General features: G+C 62.5%; 20 protein-coding genes and 1 riboswitch. Of the genes, 15 read left to right on the top strand and 5 right to left on the bottom strand.

The annotated features are described in order from the left end of the window. Position 1: 1 nt before the first annotated feature. From hflK to So717_RS02530, 6 genes are all read left to right on the top strand, one after another. Entirely contained in the window at positions 2-1,159 is a 1,158-nt protein-coding gene (gene hflK / locus So717_RS02555) for an FtsH protease activity modulator HflK (protein WP_159974622.1), read from the top strand. Beyond that, a complete protein-coding gene (gene hflC, locus So717_RS02550) occupies positions 1,159-2,058 on the top strand; it encodes a protease modulator HflC (protein ID WP_159974621.1) in 900 nt (299 codons plus the stop codon). The genes hflK and hflC overlap by 1 nt, the downstream gene beginning before the upstream one ends. After that, entirely contained in the window at positions 2,055-2,255 is a 201-nt protein-coding gene (locus So717_RS02545) for a DUF2065 domain-containing protein (protein WP_159974620.1), read from the top strand. Before hflC ends, So717_RS02545 begins: the two co-directional genes overlap by 4 nt. Positions 2,256-2,443: 188 nt before the next feature. Continuing rightward, complete coding sequence (locus So717_RS02540) at positions 2,444-3,922, top strand: DegQ family serine endoprotease (RefSeq protein WP_159974619.1); 1,479 nt, start codon at positions 2,444-2,446, stop codon at positions 3,920-3,922. 188 nt (positions 3,923-4,110) lie between these two features. Further along, positions 4,111-4,434, top strand: a complete 324-nt coding sequence (locus So717_RS02535) for a 2Fe-2S iron-sulfur cluster-binding protein (protein WP_159974894.1) — start codon at positions 4,111-4,113, stop codon at positions 4,432-4,434. After that, positions 4,434-5,180 (top strand): FG-GAP repeat domain-containing protein, encoded by a 747-nt coding sequence (locus So717_RS02530; RefSeq protein ID WP_159974618.1) that lies wholly within the window; start codon positions 4,434-4,436, stop codon positions 5,178-5,180. The genes So717_RS02535 and So717_RS02530 overlap by 1 nt, the downstream gene beginning before the upstream one ends. Before the next feature lie 4 nt (positions 5,181-5,184). On the opposite strand, the gene purD is transcribed toward So717_RS02530, so the two are convergent. Beyond that, positions 5,185-6,456: a phosphoribosylamine--glycine ligase gene (gene purD / locus So717_RS02525; protein ID WP_159974617.1), complete on the bottom strand. Its 1,272-nt coding sequence runs from the start codon at positions 6,454-6,456 to the stop codon at positions 5,185-5,187. Positions 6,457-6,536: 80 nt separating this feature from the next. Here purD and xseA point away from each other — a divergent pair, with 80 nt between their 5' ends. Then, positions 6,537-8,078, top strand: a complete 1,542-nt coding sequence (gene xseA, locus So717_RS02520) for an exodeoxyribonuclease VII large subunit (RefSeq protein ID WP_159974616.1) — start codon at positions 6,537-6,539, stop codon at positions 8,076-8,078. Positions 8,079-8,214: 136 nt separating this feature from the next. On the opposite strand, the gene So717_RS02515 is transcribed toward xseA, so the two are convergent. Together So717_RS02515 and So717_RS02510 are read right to left on the bottom strand one after the other, a co-directional pair. Continuing rightward, positions 8,215-8,628, bottom strand: coding sequence for a hypothetical protein (locus So717_RS02515; RefSeq protein ID WP_238840612.1), 414 nt, complete (start codon positions 8,626-8,628; stop codon positions 8,215-8,217). A 4-nt stretch (positions 8,629-8,632) separates the two neighbouring features. Further along, positions 8,633-9,724: an alkane 1-monooxygenase gene (locus So717_RS02510; RefSeq protein WP_159974615.1), complete on the bottom strand. Its 1,092-nt coding sequence runs from the start codon at positions 9,722-9,724 to the stop codon at positions 8,633-8,635. Positions 9,725-9,942: 218 nt separating this feature from the next. Here So717_RS02510 and So717_RS02505 point away from each other — a divergent pair, with 218 nt between their 5' ends. The 5 genes from So717_RS02505 to So717_RS02485 all read left to right on the top strand — a co-directional run bounded on the left by So717_RS02505 (position 9,943) and on the right by So717_RS02485 (position 15,504). Then, positions 9,943-11,643, top strand: coding sequence for an NAD(P)H-dependent oxidoreductase subunit E (locus tag So717_RS02505; protein ID WP_159974614.1), 1,701 nt, complete (start codon positions 9,943-9,945; stop codon positions 11,641-11,643). Between the two features lie 84 nt (positions 11,644-11,727). Then, entirely contained in the window at positions 11,728-12,537 is an 810-nt protein-coding gene (locus So717_RS02500; protein ID WP_159974613.1) for a hypothetical protein, read from the top strand. A gap of 41 nt (positions 12,538-12,578) precedes the next feature. After that, complete coding sequence (gene ftsY, locus So717_RS02495; protein WP_159974612.1) at positions 12,579-13,907, top strand: signal recognition particle-docking protein FtsY; 1,329 nt, start codon at positions 12,579-12,581, stop codon at positions 13,905-13,907. Positions 13,908-13,977: 70 nt separating this feature from the next. Further along, a complete protein-coding gene (locus So717_RS02490; RefSeq protein WP_159974611.1) occupies positions 13,978-14,880 on the top strand; it encodes an EamA family transporter in 903 nt (300 codons plus the stop codon). A 9-nt stretch (positions 14,881-14,889) separates the two neighbouring features. Then, positions 14,890-15,504: an inner membrane-spanning protein YciB gene (locus tag So717_RS02485; protein WP_159974610.1), complete on the top strand. Its 615-nt coding sequence runs from the start codon at positions 14,890-14,892 to the stop codon at positions 15,502-15,504. Here So717_RS02485 and So717_RS02480 read toward each other — a convergent pair. Both So717_RS02480 and So717_RS02475 read right to left on the bottom strand, forming a co-directional pair. After that, entirely contained in the window at positions 15,497-16,210 is a 714-nt protein-coding gene (locus So717_RS02480) for a Crp/Fnr family transcriptional regulator (RefSeq protein ID WP_159974609.1), read from the bottom strand. The two genes, So717_RS02485 and So717_RS02480, sit on opposite strands and share 8 nt — an antisense overlap. A 121-nt stretch (positions 16,211-16,331) precedes the next feature. Further along, the gene (locus tag So717_RS02475) at positions 16,332-17,375 is read right to left on the bottom strand and encodes an alpha/beta fold hydrolase (RefSeq protein ID WP_159974608.1); all 1,044 of its coding nucleotides are present in this window, start codon (positions 17,373-17,375) and stop codon (positions 16,332-16,334) included. Between the two features lie 116 nt (positions 17,376-17,491). Then, positions 17,492-17,568, top strand: a riboswitch (SAM riboswitch). Between the two features lie 60 nt (positions 17,569-17,628). Here So717_RS02475 and metZ point away from each other — a divergent pair. From metZ to So717_RS02460, 3 genes are all read left to right on the top strand, one after another. Beyond that, entirely contained in the window at positions 17,629-18,810 is a 1,182-nt protein-coding gene (metZ, locus tag So717_RS02470; RefSeq protein WP_159974607.1) for an O-succinylhomoserine sulfhydrylase, read from the top strand. A 153-nt stretch (positions 18,811-18,963) separates the two neighbouring features. Then, a complete protein-coding gene (gene folE2, locus So717_RS02465) occupies positions 18,964-20,067 on the top strand; it encodes a GTP cyclohydrolase FolE2 (RefSeq protein WP_159974606.1) in 1,104 nt (367 codons plus the stop codon). 163 nt (positions 20,068-20,230) lie between these two features. Then, complete coding sequence (locus tag So717_RS02460; protein ID WP_159974605.1) at positions 20,231-20,470, top strand: hypothetical protein; 240 nt, start codon at positions 20,231-20,233, stop codon at positions 20,468-20,470. Positions 20,471-20,505: the final 35 nt, after the last annotated feature.

Genomic DNA, 20,505 nt, shown 5'->3' with positions numbered 1-20,505 from the left:
AATGGCTGGGAATAATGGCGGCCCCTGGGGCGGCGGCGGTGGAAACTCCGATGATGATGGGCCACGCAGGCCAAATCGCGGCAACAATGGCGGCGGTCCGCGTGGGCCGGGCGGTGAGGGGCCACAAATCCCGGAAATCGACGAGCTGGTCAAAAAAGGCCAGGAGCGTCTGCGCGTCCTGATGGGCGGCAAAGGCGGCGGCACCGGCGGTGGTGGCGCCGGCGGCGGTGGGGGCCCGGCCTTCACGCGCGGGACCGTCGGACTCGGCCTGTTGGGGGCTGCTGCTGCGTGGTTCTTTGCATCTTTTTACACGGTGCAGCCAGAAGAGCAGGGTGTAGAATTGTTTCTCGGCAGCTATTACCGGACCACCGACGATGGTCCGCACTTGGCTTACTGGCCTTTTGTAACCGTTGAAGTTTTGCCCACAACGAGGGAACAGACCGAAGATATCGGTTCCCGGGTTGATAGCGGGCTGATGCTGACCACAGATGAGAACATCATCGACATTGATTTCCAGGTGGTCTGGAACATTAGCGATCCGGCCAAGTACCTTTTTAATCTCGCTGAAGCGCGCGAGACCATCCGCGCGGTGTCGGAATCGGCCATGCGCGAGGTAATTGCGCGCAACCAGCTGGCGCCGATCTTGAACCGGGACAGGGGTATCATTGCCGATGAGGCCGAGCAGCTTATTCAAGCTACGCTGGATGCCTATGACAGCGGCGTGAACATCGTGCGTCTCAACCTCGACAAGGCCGACCCGCCGCGCGAGGTGATCGACAGCTTCCGCGAAGTGCAGGCCGCAGAGCAGGAGCGGGACCGGTTGGAGCGTCAGGCCGACGCCTATGCCAACCGGGTGACGGCGGGCGCACGCGGTGAAGCCGCCAGCCAGCTGGAGCAGGCCGAAGCCTACCGCGCCCAGCAGGTCAATGAAGCTCAGGGTGAGGCGGCACGCTTCACCTCGGTTCTGGAGGAATATGCCAAAGCGCCGGAAGTCACGCGCAAGCGGCTTTATCTTGAGACCATGGAACGCGTCTTTGGTGACGTCGACAAGATTATCCTTGAAAGTGATCTGGGCGGTGGCACCGGGGGGCAGGGGGTTGTGCCCTATCTGCCGTTGAATGAACTGCGCCGCGGCTCTGCTGCTGGGGGGACAAACTGATGCGTGCTGGCAAATTCCTGTTACCAATTTTAGTCATCGCCGTGATCGGCTTGCTGAGCTCGGTGTTCATCGTTGATGAGCGCGAGAAGGCATTGGTGCTGCAGTTCGGTCAAATCAAGCAAGTTAAGGAAGAGCCGGGGCTGGCGTTCAAGATTCCCGTAATCCAGGAGGTGGTACGCTATGACGACCGCATTCTGTCGCTGGACACCGAAGTCGTCGAGGTAACGCCCTCGGATGACCGACGCCTTGTGGTGGACGCCTTTGCCCGCTATCGGATTTCAGATGTGATTCAGTTCCGGCAAGCCGTGGGTAATGGCGGTTTGAGTCTCGCCGATAAACGGCTCGAGGACATCTTGAATCCGACTATTCGCCGCGTGCTTGGCTCCGACGGGGTGACGTCGAACACTATCCTTTCTGCCGACCGGGCACAATTGATGGCACGGATCACCGAACAAGCACGGCTGCGGGCGCTGCCTCTGGGCCTCGAAGTTGTGGACGTGCGGCTGAAGCAGACCAACCTGCCCGAGCAGAACCTGGATGCGACCTTTGCCCGGATGCGGGCCGAGCGGGAACGGGAAGCCGCAGACGAGGTCGCGCGCGGTGAGGAAGCGGCCCAGCGGGTGCGCGCCCTGGCCGACCGGACGGTGGTTGAGCTGACATCGGATGCGACCCGCGAAGCAGATATCATTCGCGGTCAGGCGGATGCGGAGCGCAATGCCATCTTCGCAAGTGCCTTCGGAGCAGATCCGGAGTTCTTTGAATTCTACCGGTCGCTGACGGCTTATGAACGCGCGTTGCGAGGCAACAACTCGACCATGGTGCTGTCGCCGGATTCGGAGTTCTTCAACTATCTGCGCTCCGATCAGGGGCTGCGCTCGGAAGAGGGTGAGCGCCGGTGAGCACGCTGCTGCTGGCGCTTGGGCTTGTGATGATCATCGAGGGGCTGGCCTATGCGCTGGCCCCTTCGCTTATTGAACGGATGTTGGAGGTTCTGCGCACCCTGCCGCAGACCGCGGTGCGGCAGGTGGGTCTGCTGATCATGGTCAGCGGGCTGATCCTGGTGTGGTTCGCGGCACAGCTGGGCGCGGCGTTTTGAGAGCGTCGCATCGCTGGCTACGGTCCCGCAGCTTCACGGATCGTTCACACAGTATTGAAACTGTGACACGCTGATACATCTTTGATGTTGCGTGGGGGTCACCCTAAATGCACTCTAGTGGTGGTCCACGCAGTCAAGACCACACGGCGGCCACACGGCCGGACAGCAAGAGTTTCAGGAGACGACGCATGCAGCCCACTGCAGTATCCATGTCCAACATCAACCGCGCCTCTGTGCAGATGCGCCTGTTGCTTTTGGCGGTTCTGACGCTGGCATTCATGCTGGTTCAGCCGCTGAGCGCGCTGGCGCAGCAACAGAGCCTCGCGCCGCTGGCGGAGAAAATCAGCCCTTCGGTGGTGAACATTACCACCTCCACGGTGGTGGCCGGGCGCACCGGCCCTCAGGGCATCGTCCCAGAGGGCTCCCCCTTTGAGGATTTCTTCCGCGAATTCCAGGACCGCAACAACAATGGGGAGGGCAACCGCCCGCGCCGCTCTTCGGCGCTGGGGTCGGGTTTTGTAATCAGCGAAGATGGCTATGTTGTGACCAACAATCACGTCATTGAAGGTGCGGATGAGATCCTGATCGAATTCTTCAATGGCAGCGAACTCAAGGCTGAGGTGATCGGGACGGACCCCAACACCGATATCGCCCTGCTGAAGGTCGAGGCGGACGGCCCGCTGCCTTTTGTCTCCTTCGCCGACAGCGATCTGGCGCGTGTGGGCGACTGGGTCGTGGCCATGGGCAACCCGCTGGGCCAGGGCTTTTCGGTCAGCGCAGGCATTGTCTCGGCCCGCAACCGCGCGCTGAGCGGGACCTATGACGATTACATCCAGACCGATGCGGCGATCAACCGGGGCAACTCGGGCGGGCCGCTTTTCAACATGGACGGTGAGGTGATCGGCGTGAACACCGCGATCCTGTCGCCCAATGGCGGCTCCATCGGCATCGGGTTTTCGATGGCGTCCAACGTGGTGACCCGGGTGGTCGATCAACTGAAAGAGTTTGGCGAGACCCGCCGCGGCTGGCTCGGTGTGCGCATTCAGGACCTCACGGATGATCTGGCCGAGTCGATGGGGCTGGAGAGCACGGCGGGCGCGCTGGTGACGGATGTGCCGGAAGGCCCGGCCCAGGAGGCGGGGATGGAAGCGGGTGACGTGATCATCAGCTTCGCCGGGAAGGACGTGGAGGATACGCGCGGGCTGGTGCGTGAAGTCGGCAACAGCCCGGTCGGTGAGACCGTGCGGGTGACCGTGCTGCGTGAAGGTGCGACCCAGACGCTGCGCGTGACGCTGGGCCGCCGCGAAGAGGCGGAAGGAGCCGTTCCGGCCGTGGCCGTGAGCCCGGATCAGGAGGACGAGCCGACCACCAAGGACGTGCTGGGCTTGAGCCTGACCACCCTGACGGATGAGATCCGAGAGGAGCTGGGTGTCGATGACAAGACGCAAGGGCTCGCCGTGACCGCCGTGGACGAGGCCACGGAAGCCTTCGAGAAGGGCCTGCGGGCCGGTGACATCATCACCGAAGCGGGCCAGCAGCGGGTGACCAGTATCTCCGAGCTGGAGGAGCGCGTGGAGGCTGCCAAAGAAGCAGGGCGCAAGTCGCTGCTTTTGTTGGTGCGCCGCGCCGGTGATCCGAGGTTTGTGGCTCTGTCTTTGGCGGAGTAACTGGTCCTCCAGACCCTCTGAAAAGCGCCCCGGTTCGGGGCGCTTTTTCTGTGTGCTTGGCAGCCCGGTTTTGGCGTACCTGTCAGATGGTCTGGGGTCGGGTCCGAAGCGGGGTCGCAAATGGGGCTGGCGCGCCCTATATCGCCCCGGTAGACATGCCAAAGCAGCTCAAGAAGGGAATTCGGGACGTGGCCAAGATCACCTACATAGAACACGGCGGTAAGGAACATGTGGTGGAGGTTGCCAACGGCCTCACGGTCATGGAAGGCGCGCGGGACAACAACATTCCCGGCATCGAAGCGGATTGCGGTGGCGCCTGCGCCTGTTCGACCTGCCATGTTTATGTGGACCCGGTCTGGACCGACAAGCTGCCCGCTAAAGAAGACATGGAAGAGGACATGTTGGATTTCGCCTATGAGCCCGATCCCGCGCGGTCGCGGCTGACCTGTCAGATCAAAGTCACAGATGCGCTCGATGGTCTGGTGGTGCAGATGCCGGAAAAGCAGATCTGATGATCGCGGGGGCGCGGCGTCTGCGGTTGCGCTCGTGGGTCCGTTTTGCGCGCCGCGCGCTGCTGGCCGCGTGCCTGTGGCACGGGGGCGCAGTGGCCGCCGGTGAGATTGTGTCTGCCGCTTATGCGGGTCCGACCGAGCGCTATGCGCATGCGGTTCTGGGGGATGGGATCGAGCATAGCGAGGTTGTGCTGTCTTTTGCGGATGGTGCTGAGCGGAGTTTCATGCTGCCGGAGGATCTGGTCTTTGAGGACACGGTGCCGCGGGTGGCGGATCTCGACGCGGATGGGTACCCGGAGGTCATCGTGGTGGAGAGCAGCCAGAGTGCTGGGGCGCGGCTCGCTGTCTATGGGCCGGAGGGGCGGATCACCGCCACATCTTTCATCGGGACGCGATTTCGCTGGCTTGCGCCGGTCGGGGCGGCGGATCTGGATGGGGACGGGGTGATCGAGATCGCCTATGTGGACCGGCCGCATCTGGCCAAGACCTTACGGGTTTGGCGGTATCAGGACGGTGGCTTGCAGCCGGTGGCGGATTTGCCTGGGCTGACCAATCATCGCATTGGCGAGCGGGACATCGCTGGTGGGATACGGACCTGCGCCGGCGCGCCGGAGATGGTGCTCGCCTCAGCGAATTGGGCGGAGTTGCTGGCCGTGCGGTTCGACGGGCATGAGTTTTCGACCACGCGGCTGGGGCGTGACACCAGCCGGGCGGCGTTTGCCCGAGCCTTGGACTGCAAACTGTAACGTGTCAGCTGTCGCTGAGCGCGCGCCAGCCGATGTCGCGGCGGCAGAAGCCTTCTGGCCAGTCGATCTGATCCAACATGGCATAGGCGCTGTCGCGCGCGGCCTGCAGGGTGTCTGCGCGCGCCGTCACAGCCAGAACGCGGCCACCGGTGGCGATGAACTGCCCAGTGTCGCGGCCCGTGCCCGCGTGGAAGACCATGTGGCAGCTGTCTTCGGCCATGCTGCCGAGGCCCCGGATCACGGAGCCTTTCTCGTAAGCGCCCGGATAGCCCTGTGAAGCCAACACCACGGTCATCGCGTGATCGTCGGCCCAGTTGACCTGCGCCTCATCCAGCCGCCCTTCGGCACAGGCTTGCATCAGGTCGAGGACCTGCGCGCCGAGGCGGAGCATGAGCACCTGACACTCCGGGTCACCGAAGCGCACATTGTATTCCACGAGGCGCGGCTGGCCGTCCTCGATCATCAGCCCGACGAAGAGCACACCCTGATAAGGGGTGCCCTGCCGCACCATCTCGGCCATCGTGGGTCGCACGATCTGGTCGAGGGCCTTTTGCGTGACCTCGTGTGTCATCACCGGCGCGGGAGAATAGGCGCCCATGCCCCCGGTGTTGGGTCCAGTGTCGCCGTCGCCCACGCGCTTGTGGTCTTGTGCTGTGCCGATGGGCAGGACGGTCTCGCCATCGCAGAGCACGAAGAAAGACGCCTCTTCGCCTTGCATGAACTCCTCGATCACCACCTCGGCGCCCGCCGCGCCGAATGCTCCGCCGAACATGTCGTCGATGGCCGCAAGCGCGTCGGCCTCTGTTTCGGCGATGATCACGCCCTTGCCCGCCGCCAGCCCGTCGGCCTTGATCACGATAGGAGCGCCTTGGGCCTGCACATAAGCTTTGGCCGCAGCGGCATCGGTGAAATGACCATAGGCGGCGGTGGGCGCGCCTGCCGCGTCGCAGATCTGCTTGGTGAAGGCCTTGGAGGCTTCGAGCCGTGCTGCCGCCCCGCTGGGGCCAAAGACCGGCACACCCGCCGCGCGCAGGCGGTCGGAGACCCCGGCGGCCAGCGGCGCTTCAGGCCCAACGATCACGAAATCCACCGCCATCTCCTCGGCGAAGGTCACCACCGCGCTGCCGTCTTCGATGTCGAGGGCCGCGCAGTCCGCGATCTCGGCGATGCCTGCATTGCCCGGCGCCACGATCAGCCGGTCGCATTTGGGGTTCTGCATCACCGCCCAGGCGAGGCTGTGCTCGCGCCCGCCGCTGCCAAGGATGAGAATGTTCATGGGCAGCGCTCCTGATCTGCTTGGCCTTGGATTGCGCGCGTTCTATGCTCCCCGCACTGCCGTGACAAGCCGGAGCCGAAATGGACCTGATCGACGCGCCCGAGGAGGGCCTCAACAGCCCCGAGTTCACCGTCACCGAGATTTCGGGCGCGATCAAGCGGGTGATCGAGGGCGAGTTTGGCCATGTGCGGATCAAGGGCGAGGTGGGCCGTGTCTCGCGCCCGCGCTCTGGGCATATCTACCTCGATCTGAAGGACGACCGGTCGGTGATCTCGGGCGTGATCTGGAAGGGCGTCTCCGCCCGGCTGCAGACCCAGCCCGAGGAGGGGATGGAGGTGGTCGCTACGGGCCGTGTGACCACCTTTGGCGGGCAGTCGAAGTATCAGATCGTCATCGAGGACATCAAACCGGCGGGCATGGGCGCGCTGATGGCGCTTCTGGAAAAGCGCAAGAAGATGCTGGAGGCGGAGGGGCTGTTTGACCCCGCGCGCAAGCGGCCGCTGCCCTATCTGCCGGAGATCATCGGCGTCGTGACCTCACCTTCGGGTGCGGTGATCCGCGACATCCTGCACCGGCTGCGGGATAGGTTCCCGCGTAAGGTGCTGATCTGGCCCGTGGCAGTGCAGGGGGAGAAATGCGCGCCGGAGGTGACGCGCGCGATTGAAGGCTTCAATGCGTTGAAGCCGGGCGGTGCGCTGCCGCGGCCCGATCTGTTGATCGTGGCGCGGGGCGGCGGCTCAGTCGAAGATCTCTGGGGCTTCAACGAGGAGAGCGTGGCGCGGGCGGCGGCGGCCTCTGCGATCCCACTGATCTCAGCGGTGGGGCATGAGACGGATACGACGCTGATTGACTATGTCTCGGACAAGCGCGCACCCACACCTACGGCGGCGGCCGAGCTGGCGGTGCCGGTGCGGCACGAGCTGATGGCCTGGCTTGATGGTCAGGACGCGCGGATGCGCCAGGCGCTGAGCCAGGGGCTGACCCGCCGCAACCAGCGGTTGCGCGACATGGCCCGCGCGCTGCCCCGGGCGGAGACACTGCTCGACACACCGCGCCAGCGGCTCGATATGGTGTCGTCGCGTCTTGGGCCTGCGCTGATTGCGGGGGTGCAGCGGCGCAAGGTGCGCTTGGCGGATATCAGCGGATCTTTGCGCCCCTCGACCCTGCGCCGGGGGCTGAGCACGGAGGCGCGGCGGCTGGCGGATACGTCCCTCCGGCTGGCCCCTGCCTTGACCCGCGCGATTGCGCGCAAGAGGGAGCAGTTGGCCGCAACCTCGCGGCGCTTTCGCCCCACCGCCCTGCAGCAGGACCGGTACCGCAAGGCGCGAGAATTGACGCAGCTGTCAAAGCGGCTGGCGGATGCGGGCCAGCGCAACATCACGGCCTGCCGCACGCGGCTGGAGGCGGCGGAACGTCTGCGCCGCACGCTGGGCTATGAGGCGACGTTGGAGCGGGGCTTTGCAGTCGTCCGCAGCGAGGGCGCGGTTGTCACCGACAGCAAGAGCGCTAATGCCGCATCCACGCTGGAGATCCAGTTCGCCGATGGTCGCGTGACTGTCGGGGGTAAATCGGCGCCGCGCAAATCTGCGGCAAAGCCGCCGGAACAAGGCTCCCTTTTCTGAACCAAAACGGTCGGACCACTCCTTTGGATCACCCGGTTGGGTTCCGTCCCGCCCGGCCACGGCCGGGCAGCGCCCGATCCCCCTCGATGGGGGTGAGGGCGCTCGCCCCGCCCACAATCGCTGCTGTCCGAACCGCTCAGACGCCGACGTCAGGGCCGAGGCAGAGCATCTCGTCGTTCAGGTCCCCGGCTTCATAAAGCTCGGTGGCGCCCGGTGCGTTCTGGAATCGCGCGATCAACCGGCCCTCGTCCTTATGGAAGGTCCAGCACTGCGGGTTGGGGTTGTCTTCGTAGATAAAGCAGATCTGGTTCGATTGTTCGTACCAGGTGCCGGACTTGCATTCGCCATCAAGGAAAGACCAGATCACACGGCGGTTGTCGAGGTATTCCTCCGCGCCGTAGGTCACGCCATTCTCGCCGTAGAACAGCGTCTTGCCGCGGGTGTAGTCGTCGAATTCCTGCGCGTTCATGGGCGGCTGGGCCAGGACGGGCAGGGCGATCAGGCACAGGATGCCTGCGAAAAGGAAGATAGATTTTGAAATCGATACCATGGGTTTACTCTGACAGAAGGAAGGGTTGAGAGCCAGTCACAGGCTCGGGAGTCGGCGCCAAGGCGCCGGGCGGCGTGCCGGGGTGCGCGGTGACGGCGCGCACGCGCGGGTCCATTACCGCACGCCAGAGCGGCGGGACAAGCGCCAGAGCGCCCATCACGGGGACGGAGCGGGGCAGGGTGGGCATCTGCGCCGCGTCATGTCGCAAGGCCGAAAAGGCATGCGCGGGGTTCATGTGGTGGTCGGAGTGCAAGGGCGCGTTCAGCATCAGGGCCACCGAGAAGCTCCGGGGCGCGTTCCAGCTGTGCTGCGGGCCCATTGGCTCTGGCCGCCCCTGCGCACCCACCCGGCGCCGCAGCCCGTAGTGCTGGACATAGTCCGACAGCATCAGCTGCAGATGCGCATGCAGTGCGAGGACCAGCAGACCCAGTCCCCCAAGCGCTCCGCCGAGCAGATATGCAGCAACCAGTGTCAGCAGGCCGCCCGCGCCGTAGAGCACATAAGGATGCCGCCACATCGCCCGCCCCTGGCGGCGATGGGTTTCGGCCCGCAGCCCGGCGCTGAATTCACCGATCATGGCCTGCGCGAAAAATCGCCAAAATCCTTGGCCCAGCGGGGCGGAATTGGGGTCTTTCGCGGTGCCAGCATGCACATGATGCACCAGCAGATGGGCCGAGACGTGCTGGCCGTTCAGCAGCGAGCAATAGATCGCGGTGCCAAGTACGCGCAACCAGCGATGGCCACGGTGGATCAGCTCATGCGCGCAGGCGTTTGACACCTGTCCGACATAGAGGCCGATCCCAACCGCCAGAGCGATGATCTGTGCGGTTTCAAGATGCGCGCCGGTGCCGATGGCCCAGACCCCCGCCCCCAGCAGCATAAAATGCACAGCCCCCACACCCACGGGCAGCCATACGTCTTGCCCCGTAGCCGCCGCCCATTCCATGCCCGCCCGATCCAGCAGCACGACACCGGTCGTGATGCTAAAGAGGCCGACATAGGGCCAGACCCCGCCCGCAATCGCGCCGAGCAGCAGCAGCGCCGCCGGGCCAAGGCTCGCCAAGGCGAAGAGGAGGGAGGGGGCAAAAACGATCATGTTAGGAAACTGTTTACCTTGACATGCGCGCCCGACAAAGCACTCTCGGCTGTGTCAGTTAATAGCGGAAGTTTCTGATCAGACACAGAGTGTCGTTTCTGGCCTGTGGCCGGGGCGGCTTTGGCAGTACCGTGTACAGGCGCGGGCTGATAGCATCGCGCAAATTGGACGTTTTGAGAGGCACCCGGTTTTTTGGCCGGGACGGGAGAGACCGCACGATGGCATTGGACAAGGCAGACACGTCCCCGCGCAAGGGCGTTTGGAAATCCGGCAAGGGCAAGGGCCGCCGCCACACCAAGGGCCGCCAGTTGCAGGATGATGCCTGGACGGAGGTGCGCGATCTGCTGGGAGACGCCCCCCGCCGCGCCGATCTGCTGATCGAGCATCTGCATAAGATCCAGGATGCCTTTGGCCACCTCTCTGCCGCGCATCTGCGCGCGCTCGCAGAAGAGATGCGCATGTCCATGGCCGAAGTCTATGAGGTCGCGACCTTCTATGCGCATTTCGACGTGGTTAAGGAAGGTGAGACACCGCCGCCCGCGCTGACCATCCGGGTCTGCGACTCGCTCTCCTGCGAGTTAGCGGGTGCGCAGCAGTTGAAGGCGGCGCTGGAAGACGGGCTGGACCCCGGCGAAGTCCGCGTGCTGCGCGCGCCTTGCATGGGGCGTTGCGACACGGCGCCTGTGCTGGAGCTGGGCCACGCGCATATCGACCACGCCACGCCCGAAAAGGTGCAGGCGGCGATTGCGGCGGATGACACTCACGCGCATATCCCCGACTATCAGGATTTCGCGGCTTATGTTGCCGATGGTGGATACGCCGCTCTGAAGGATCTGCGCGCAAATGGCGACTGGGAGGCCGTGCAGGACAAGGTACTTGCCTCCGGTCTTCGGGGCTTGGGCGGGGCGGGCTTCCCGTCGGGCAAGAAGTGGGGCTTCGTGCGTGCCAACGCGGGCCCGCGCTATCTCGCCGTGAACGGCGACGAGGGCGAGCCGGGCACTTTCAAGGACCGCTATTATCTGGAACGTGTGCCGCATCTCTTCCTCGAAGGCATGCTGATCGCCGCCTGGGCGGTGGAAGCGGAAACGGCCTTCATCTACATGCGCGATGAATACCCGGCGGTGCTGGAAATCCTCGCGCGCGAGATTGCCGCGCTAGAAGAGGCGGGCATCGTTGACCCGGGCTACATCGACCTGCGGCGGGGCGCGGGCGCCTATATCTGCGGCGAAGAAAGCGCGATGATCGAAAGCATCGAGGGCAAGCGCGGCATGCCGCGTCACCGTCCGCCGTTCGTGGCGCAGGTGGGTATCTTTGGCCAGCCGACGCTGGTGCATAACGTGGAAACCCTGCACTGGGTCGCGCGCATCTGTCGCGAAGGGCCGGAGGTGCTGTCGAGCACCGAAAAGAACGGGCGCAAAGGTCTGCGCAGCTACTCCGTCTCGGGCCGCGTGGCGGCGCCCGGCGTGTACCTGCTGCCCGCAGGTTCCACGATCCTGGACATCATCGAGGCAGCGGGTGGCATGGCCGAGGGTCACGTCTTCAAAGCCTATCAGCCCGGTGGGCCGTCGTCTGGGCTGCTGCCTGCGTCGATCAACGACGTCCCGCTCGATTTCGACACGTTGCAGCCTCTGGGCAGCTTCATCGGCTCGGCGGCTGTGGTGGTGCTCTCGGAGCAGGACTCCGCGAAAGCGGCCGCGCTCAACATGCTGCGGTTCTTCGAGGATGAAAGCTGTGGGCAATGCACCCCCTGTCGTGTCGGCTGTGAGAAGGCGGTGAAGCTGATGCAGGCCGACCGCTGGGATCAAGGGCTGCTCGAAGAGCTCAGCACCGCCATGGTCGATGCGTCGATCTGCGGGCTCGGGCAGGCGGCGCCAAACCCCATCCGCCTGACCATGAAGCACTTCCCCGACGAGATCTGACCCAGACATTCCTTGTGCCAGACCGGTTTTCATCATTCGCGCGGCCTGATAGAGATCGCGCGTTTTGATGACTCAGAGGTTGCGGTGACGCCGAGGGCAAAGAAGACCGAACTCGCCAGCATGTGGTTCGACGGCCCCCTGCGGCTGGTGGACAGGATATGCCTGTCGTCGATGGTGGCGACGGGCATGCCGGTGACGCTTTACACCTATGGGGACGTGCCCAACGTCCCCGCAGGCGTCACGCTCCGCGATGGCGATGAGGTGCTGGACCGGTCCTTGGTTGCGCGGCTTGTGCCGGTTGCCAAAAAACACCAGGTCTCCTGGCTGCCCACAGTGCAGTTCAGCGACTTCTTTCGCGTTTTCCTGCAAAAATCCGGCGGTGGTCTTTGGCTTGATACGGACGTTCTGATGTTCAAACCGTTCGCATACGATCCGGATCAAGTCTACTTCGTGCGAGAGGCCAATGGCGGGATTGGCGCCTCCGTTTTTTATCTGCCGCCCGACAGCCCGATTATCGGTGAATACGAGCGGTTGATCACGCAGGATGACCTCACGCCGAACTGGCTGGAGTTCAAACGCCGTGTCTTGCGCCCGATGGTGTACCGGCTGACCCGCACCGCTTTTTCACCGTCGGATCTGGGCATTACGATGTATGGCAACGAGGCGTTTCGCCGGTTGGCGCGCCGCCACAACCTCTTTGATCACGCGCAGCCGCAACATACGTTTTATCACTGGTCGGATGCCCAGAACGAGGATGTTTTCAAACAGGTGCCTTGGACGTTTTTCTACAGCGATCCTGCGTATCTCGGGTTACATATCCACAAGAAAACCGAGGCCGCGCAGAACCCCGCCGCGGGCAGCCTGTGGCACGATGCGCTGCAACGATATGCATAGAGCGTTCAAGGGTCGCTGGAAGCACATAGGGATCGGATCAGATGGCGTTTTTTAGAAAGCTCAAGGATCGGTTGTTCAAATCCTCATCCAAGCTTGATGAGGGGCTTGAGGCCATTGTCGAGGAGGGCGGTGTCGAAGAGGCTGTGACGCCTGAGACTGAGCCTGCCGCGCCGCCCGCTGTAGAGACTGCCGCCGAGGTTGATGCGGTTATGACGTCTCCGGCAGAGGCGGTTGAAAGGATGCCGGTGGCGATTGAGCCGGAACCACCGGTGGTGTCAGAAGACCCGGTTGACCCGGCAACGGTTTCGGAGCTTTTTCAACCCGAACCCGAACCCGAACCCGAACCCGAACCCGAACCCGAACCCGAACCCGAACCCGAACCCGAACCCGAACCCGAACCCGAACCTGTGGTGTTGCCACGCGCGCCAACTCCGGTGGCGGAGGATCTGACCGAACCGGTGTCTGCACCAAGCGCTGCCAAACCGGGCCTGCTCGGGCGCCTGATGGGCCGATCAGCGGAGCAAACAGTTGTCCGGCGCGTGCTGGACGACGCGATGCTCGAACAACTTGAAGAACTGCTGATCACAGCGGACATGGGTGTCGACACGGCTCTGCGCGTGGTGGCCAACATGGCCGAAGGACGGCTGGGTCGGAAGCTGTCGGTTCAGGAAATCAAGGCGCTGATGTCTGCCGAGATTGCTCGGATCATGGAGCCAGTTGCACGTCCGCTGCCGCTTTACCCCCAGACGCCGCAGGTTGTGCTTGTGGTTGGCGTGAACGGTTCAGGCAAAACCACCACGATTGGCAAGCTGGCCAGCCAGTTTCGCGCCGCTGGCAAGAAGGTCGTGATTGCGGCAGGCGATACCTTCAGGGCCGCAGCGGTCGAGCAACTTCAGGTCTGGGGCGAGCGCGCAGGAGTGCCTGTGCTGACAGCCCCCGAAGGCTCCGATCCGGCAAGCCTGGCCTTCGATGCGATGACACAGGCCCAGGCAGACGGCGCAGACCTTTTGCTGATCGACACCGCCGGACGGCTGCAAAACCGTACCGATTTGATGGAGGAACTGGCCAAGATCGTGCGCGTCATCCGCAAGAAGGACGAAAGCGCGCCCCACAACACGCTGCTGGTACTGGATGCGACCACAGGTCAGAACGCGCTCAGTCAGGTTAAGGTCTTCCGCGACATTTCCGATGTGTCGGGCCTTGTGATGACAAAGCTCGACGGCACCGCAAAGGGCGGGGTGCTTGTGGCACTGGCCGACAAATTCGGCCTGCCGATCCATGCCATCGGGGTCGGAGAGCAGATCGACGATCTCGACGCTTTCGATCCTGAGGAGTTCGCCGACGCGCTCATGGGCCTCGACCGCCAATGATACCCAGATTGCAACCACCCAACCCGCAACCAGCAGGTGCGGTGGGGCTCGCGCCACCGCCTCGCCATTTATGACGGAGTGGTTGCTCTCCATCGAAGGCACCGAAACCGGCCACAAGGTCGCCTTGGGCCTCGCGCTGATGGCCGCCTTCCTGCATGCGGTCTTCGGCGCGCTGCAAAAGGGGCGTCACGACCCCTGGCTCACGCGGGGTGCCATCGACAGCTGCTATTTTCTGATGGCCATCCCCTTCGTGCTCTTTGTGGTGCCCTGGCCCGAGCCGCATATGTGGCCGATCTTCGCCGCTGTCTGGCTGATCCATGTGATCTACAAGCTGTTGCAGGCCTGGGCCTACACGAAAGGGGCCTATACAGTTGTCTATCCGGTGGTGCGCGGCACCGGCCCGCTCTTCACCGTGATCGGGGCCTATCTGATCTTTGGCGAGACCTTCACGGGCACCCAGTGGATCGGCGTCGCCGTGCTGCTCGCCGGCATCTTTGGGCTCGCGATCTACAACATGATTTTTCTGGTGTCCGAGCGCGAGACCCTGAAAGCGGCCCTGGGTCTGGCCGTGATGACCGGGCTCTTCGTGGCGCTCTATACGACCTATGACGCCTACGGCATCCGCGCGACGGCAGATCCCTTCACCTTCCTCGCCTGGTTTTTCATGATCGACGGGATCTTCATGCCCTTCGTCGCCGCCGCCCGCTGGCTACGCATGGCGGATCGCCCCACGCTGGGCCCACTGATGGCGCGGGGCCTCGTGGGCGGCCTGGTGGCCCCTTTGAGTTTCGGCGCAGTGATGATGGCGACCCGGCTCGACAAGGTGGGCGAGGCCGCCGTCCTGCGCGAGACCTCAACGGTCTTTGCCGCCGTCATCGGCTGGCTCTTTCTGAAAGAAACCGTCGGGCCGCGACGGATCGCCCTTATGGCATTGATCGCGCTGGGCGCTGTGATAGTTGAGATGGGCGGATAGGAAGAGAATATGTCAGACGTAAAACCGATAAACCCCATCGTGAAACAAGTGCTCGAACTGGGCCCTACGATCTTGTTTTTCCTGATCTATCTCAGGATCAAGGACGACACCTTCGTGATCGGCGGGACGGAATACACCGGCTTTATCGTATCCGCGCTGATATTCGTCCCAATTCTGTTGGTGGCCATGGGCCTCCTGTGGCGTCTCACCGGCCAACTCAGCCGCATGCAGGTCTTCACGGCCGTCATGGTGATCTTCTTCGGCGCGCTCACCGCCTGGTTCAACGACGAACGCTTCTTCAAGATGAAAACCACCATCGTCTACGGTCTTTTCTCCGTCCTGCTGGGCATCGGTCTTTTGCGCGGTCAGTCCTATCTGGCGTATGTGATGAGTGAGATGATGCCCATGCGCGACGAAGGCTGGATGATCCTGACCCGCAGACTTTGCGCCGCCTTTGCGGTGCTGGCAGTGGCCAATGAGATCATCTGGCGCACCATGTCGACGGACGCCTGGGTCAAGATCGAAACCTTCGGCTTTCCGATTGCCCTGATGGCCTTTCTAATGTGGCAGTTCACCAGCCTGCAAAGCTATCTGATCTCAGAGGAAACTGACGACGCTAGTTGACCATCGCGCGTGGGGGCGCAGGCTCCGGCGGGCGCGGACGCACCGCATTGGGGCCGATGGCCCGGGCCACCTTCTGAGCAAGATCCACCGAGATCGCAGCTTCCAGCGCTAGACGAAAGCGGGTGCTGCGCGCGCATTTGCGTTGTAAGTCATCAAACCGCCATTCCAACACCTCGGCCCCCGGCTCCAACCAAGTGGAGGCGGAGCTTGGCTGCCCGATCAGAAAAGCGATCTCACCCAGAAAGAATTGCGGTGGCAGAATGAACTCGCTGTCACCTTTCTGGACCCGAGTGGCGCCTGAAATCACGTAGTAAAGCCGCGTTCCAATCTCCCCTTCTACGGTCAATTGCCGCTCATCCTCAACCCGGTAGCGGTGGGCCAGCTTCATCAAGCTGCGGAAGTCTCCGGGCGGCAGGGGCGGAAAATCGGCATAGAGGTCGGCATACGCACGCGGGATGGCCAGCCGGGATCTGCGCGCAAGCAGGCTGCTCAGGCCAATCAGATTGGCTGTCCCAATGAGCGTACTGACATAAATAGCCTCCCAGAGCGGGCTCGCCGCCACCGTGGCATAGTACAGGATATAGACGCAGGTGCCGCTCAGGATCAGCAGGCGCAAGAACACCTGATTGATGGTCACCAAGCCCAAAACATAAAGCGTGCCAGCGACATAAACCAGCGCGCCGGGCGAATACATATACTCGATCATACTCAAATTCAGGCAACCCCTCCCTGGCACGGGCGGAGTGTGCGCGACGAAAACCACGTTATGCAAAGAAAATCATCACCGGTATGCGTTTTTTGCAGTTTAAGATGGGTTGCCCTCGGGATCAGGAGGGGGTTGTGGCATCAGACCGGATGCATGCCGATGTCAAAAAGGCTGGTTCGTCGGGGTCTCTCTTGGAAAACGCGCGCTTGAACAGGGTCGCCTTGTGGCGCAGTCTGAGCGTCACCGCAGCCAACGACTCAGTGGCCACATGACAAATGTCCACGTTGGGGCAGCCGAGGCCAAGACGTGACCACCTTGGGTCTTGATCGTCTGGAAGAGCACCCTGCAACTCCCGGAAGCAATAGGCCTCCGGTTGGCGCAACAGCTTGGCATAGAAGCTCATTGCGCCAGGGCGCGTATAGCTGGACCAGTGGCAGATCTGACGCTTAGGCGTTGTGATGGGGGTGCCAAACTGTGCCAATGCCGCGAGCGATCTGTCGCAATCGAGCTGGATATTCAGGGCGTTGGGCCGTGAGAGCCCCTGGCCGAGTGCGCGGTCGCCCTGCCGTTGTGCGCGCACCAGCGTCTCGAACGCCAGATCAAAGACGTCATTCTCGCGGCTGGTGATGTTGAACACCTCCGCTGTCCTGCCCGCTGGTGTCGCAAGCATGTCATCGGCAAAGCCACAGAAGCTGGCCCCTGTCAGCAGCAGTATTCGGTCCACCGCCCGTGGGGGCAGATGCTCCAGCGCCGCCAGCGCGATTTCGGACCCCAGTGAATGCGCAATGACATGCACAGGGCGGGCCGGGTGGTTTGCTTTTAAAGTGCCAACGAGCTCGGCGAGGGTCAGCCCGAGCCGGGTTGCACGCCGGTGAACCTGTCGCAGCGGGCCGCGAGCTGACCATCCCAAGGCGATACCAAGGCCTTCACCTGCCTTGCTCTGATCAAAGCCCAAGGCGTGCGGCCAGTTTGCGCCTTGCGCCCCGAACAGCTTGCGCTGCGGGCAGTGCCGATCCGCATGGGGGTCATATTTGAAGCCGTGGATCATCACGATGGCTGGTCCGCCCGTCCGCTGCGAAACCTCGGCGATCTGAGACAGCGCGTCAGCCCCGGTGTGATGCAGGTGCAGCCCCTGATCTGTCGCATTCATCCTGAGCAACGGCATTTCCTGCCCCTTCTACAAGATATTGTGGCTGAGCTATCCCAGAGGCATACGACAGGGGGATGAATTTCCTGTTACAGCACCGTGACGGTGTTGACGCGCAACACCGCATGTCCTAACGCTGCGACCGTGGCGATTTGTTACCGGATTGCGGGCCACGTTAAATATTCCGCTAAAAGGTCACCGATGAGGAACCCCCGTCGCGTTGGCCGCGTCTGGGGTTTTTTTGTGCCCGCATGGGCTGGAGAGAAGAAGAATGACTGGTGATCTGAAGCCGCGCACCCGCGCCGTTCATGGCGGCACCCGCCGCAGCCAATACGGGGAGGTGTCCGAGGCGATTTTCCTCACACAGGGCTTTGTTTACGAGACAGCCGAACAGGCCGAAGCCCGGTTCATCGAGGCGGGTCCGGATGAGTTTATCTATGCCCGCTACGGCAACCCGACCGTCGCAATGTTCGAGGAACGGATTGCCGCGATTGAAGGGGCGGAGGATGCCTTTGCCACCGCGTCCGGCATGGCCGCGGTGTCCGGCGCGCTGATCTCGATGCTGAAAGCGGGTGATCACGTGGTGTCTGCCCGCGCGCTCTTTGGCTCCTGCCTCTATGTGCTCGAAGAGGTGCTGACCCGCTATGGTGTCGAGGTCACCTTTGTGGACGGCAGTGACCTTGACGCCTGGGCGGCGGCGATCCGGGACGACACCACAGCCGTGTTCTTCGAATCTGTCTCGAACCCCACGCTGCAGGTAGTTGATATTGCGGGCGTGGCCGCGCTGGCTCATGCCAAGGGCGCCAAGGTGCTGGTCGACAATGTTTTTGCCACGCCGGTGTGGTCGGATGCCTTGGCGCAGGGTGCGGATGTGGTGATCTATTCAGCCACCAAACACATCGACGGGCAGGGGCGTGCGCTGGGGGGCGTGATCCTCGGCACGCAGGAATTTATTCGCAAAACCGTCGAGCCCTATATGAAGCACACCGGCGGCTCGATGAGCCCCTTCACCGCCTGGGTCATGCTCAAGGGTCTGGAAACACTGGATCTTCGCGTGCGGGCACAGACGGCCAATGCGACAGCCATCGCTCAGGCGATTGAGACGCATGATAAGTTGGCCCGCGTGATTTACCCAGGCTTGGACAGCCATACGCAGTCCGCGCTGGTCCAGCGCCAAATGGGGCAGGGGGGCACTGTGCTGGCCATTGACCTCCGGGGCGGCAAAGAGGCCGCGTTCCGCTTCCTGAATGCGCTCGAAGTCGGCGTGATCTCCAACAATCTGGGCGACGCAAAGACGATCTTGACGCATCCTGCCACGACAACGCACCAGCGCCTGCCGCAAGATCAGAAAGATGCGCTTGGCATCACCGATGGGCTGGTCAGAATCAGCGTCGGCATAGAGGATCAGGCAGACCTCATTGATGACATCCTGAACGCGCTGAAGACGGCTTAGGGCCAGGTCACCGCCGTGCAATTTCGCGGACGTCAAGAATTTGACTAGAATAGTGATCTTTTTCGGGCCGGCTAACGTAACCGTGAGGATACGTTGGCCGGGACTGCCTCGCGCCCTATCTAAATCACAGACGCCGTCATGAGGGACATAGCGATGAACATCCACACACCCGTACTTGATGCCACACCCGACCGCGAAGAGGCCGAGACCGCCTTGGCGATTTTGCGAAACTGGGCAAAAGGCGCGACGGCAACAGAAATTCTTGAGCTTGATCCGTCGGTTGCCCGCTTGATCCCAGGCGATACATCGGTCGAATATCCCGCTTTTTCGCGGGACTATCCGGAGGATTTCGCCAGCGATGACGGCTATAAGGCGACGCTGCCGGATTTGCAGAACGGGCCGTCTAGCCTGATCCGGGGCGCACGGCAGCAGATCCAACATGTGGGGATCTCGAACTTCCGCCTGCCGCTGCGGTTCCAGACCCGAGACAATGGACCTTTGACGCTGGAAACCTCGGTGACCGGATCGGTCAGCCTAGAGGCGGACAAGAAGGGCATCAACATGTCGCGGATCATGCGGTCCTTCTACAAGCACGCCGAAGAAACCTTTAGCTTTGGCGTGATCGAAGCTGCGATTGATGATTACATTTCGGATCTCGATAGTTTCGATGCGCGCATCCAGATGCGGTTCAGCTTCCCGATGAAGGTGGACAGCCTGCGGTCGGGTCTCTCGGGCTATCAGTATTATGACATCGCACTAGAGCTGGTCGAGAAGGCGGGTGTGCGCAAGAAGATCATGCACCTCGACTATGTCTATTCCTCCACCTGCCCGTGCTCGCTTGAGCTGTCGGAACACGCACGCGCCACGCGCGGGCAACTGGCCACACCGCATTCGCAACGCTCGGTCGCGCGGGTTTCGGTGGAGATCGATGAGGATGCCAGCTGTCTGTGGTTCGAAGATCTGATCGAGGCCTGCCGCCGCGCGGTGCCGACCGAGACGCAAGTTATGGTCAAGCGTGAAGATGAACAGGCCTTCGCCGAACTTAACGCCGCCAACCCGATTTTTGTGGAAGACGCGGCGCGGCTCTTTTGTGAGCAACTGCAGGCAGATGTACGCATTGGCGATTTCCGCGTGGTGGCCAGCCACCAAGAGAGCCTGCACAGCCATGATGCGGTGAGCATTCTCTTGGAGGGGGAAACCTTTGCGGCCGAAAGCCTCGATCCGCGTTTGTTCAACACGCTGTTCCATGTCGGCTAACAGCAAATTGTTTAACAAACTGTTGAAAGCGCAGCGAAAAGCTGCGCTTTTTGCGTCTGCGCAGCCCATACCCGCCATGCAGAACTTGCAATTCTCATGCACGGATCCATGCGCTATATGAAGAGCAATGGGAGGAGATGAACGTTTAACGTAAGGATCTCCGATGGCTTACCATTCTACTGAAATCGACAGCGGCCTGGGCCGTATTTTTCACAACATCTTCGGCGCAGTGCGCGGTTTTTTCTCCTCGATCATGACCGCGATGATCATGTCCAGCTCCTACACCGGGCGGGTGAACAAGGTTCAAGCGCTGCAGGCAAAATCTGACGAGGAACTGGCGGCGATGAATATCAAGCGCGAAGACATCGTGCACATCGTCTTTCACGACCTCTATTACGTCTAAGCTGACGGACGGTCCATTCGCTTGACACTGGCACT

Source organism: Roseobacter cerasinus (genome assembly GCF_009811755.1).
In the GTDB taxonomy this organism is placed as follows: domain Bacteria; phylum Pseudomonadota; class Alphaproteobacteria; order Rhodobacterales; family Rhodobacteraceae; genus Roseobacter; species Roseobacter cerasinus.
The sequence above is the reverse complement of the archived record's forward strand: the minus strand, read 5'-3'. Positions and strand labels throughout refer to the sequence as shown.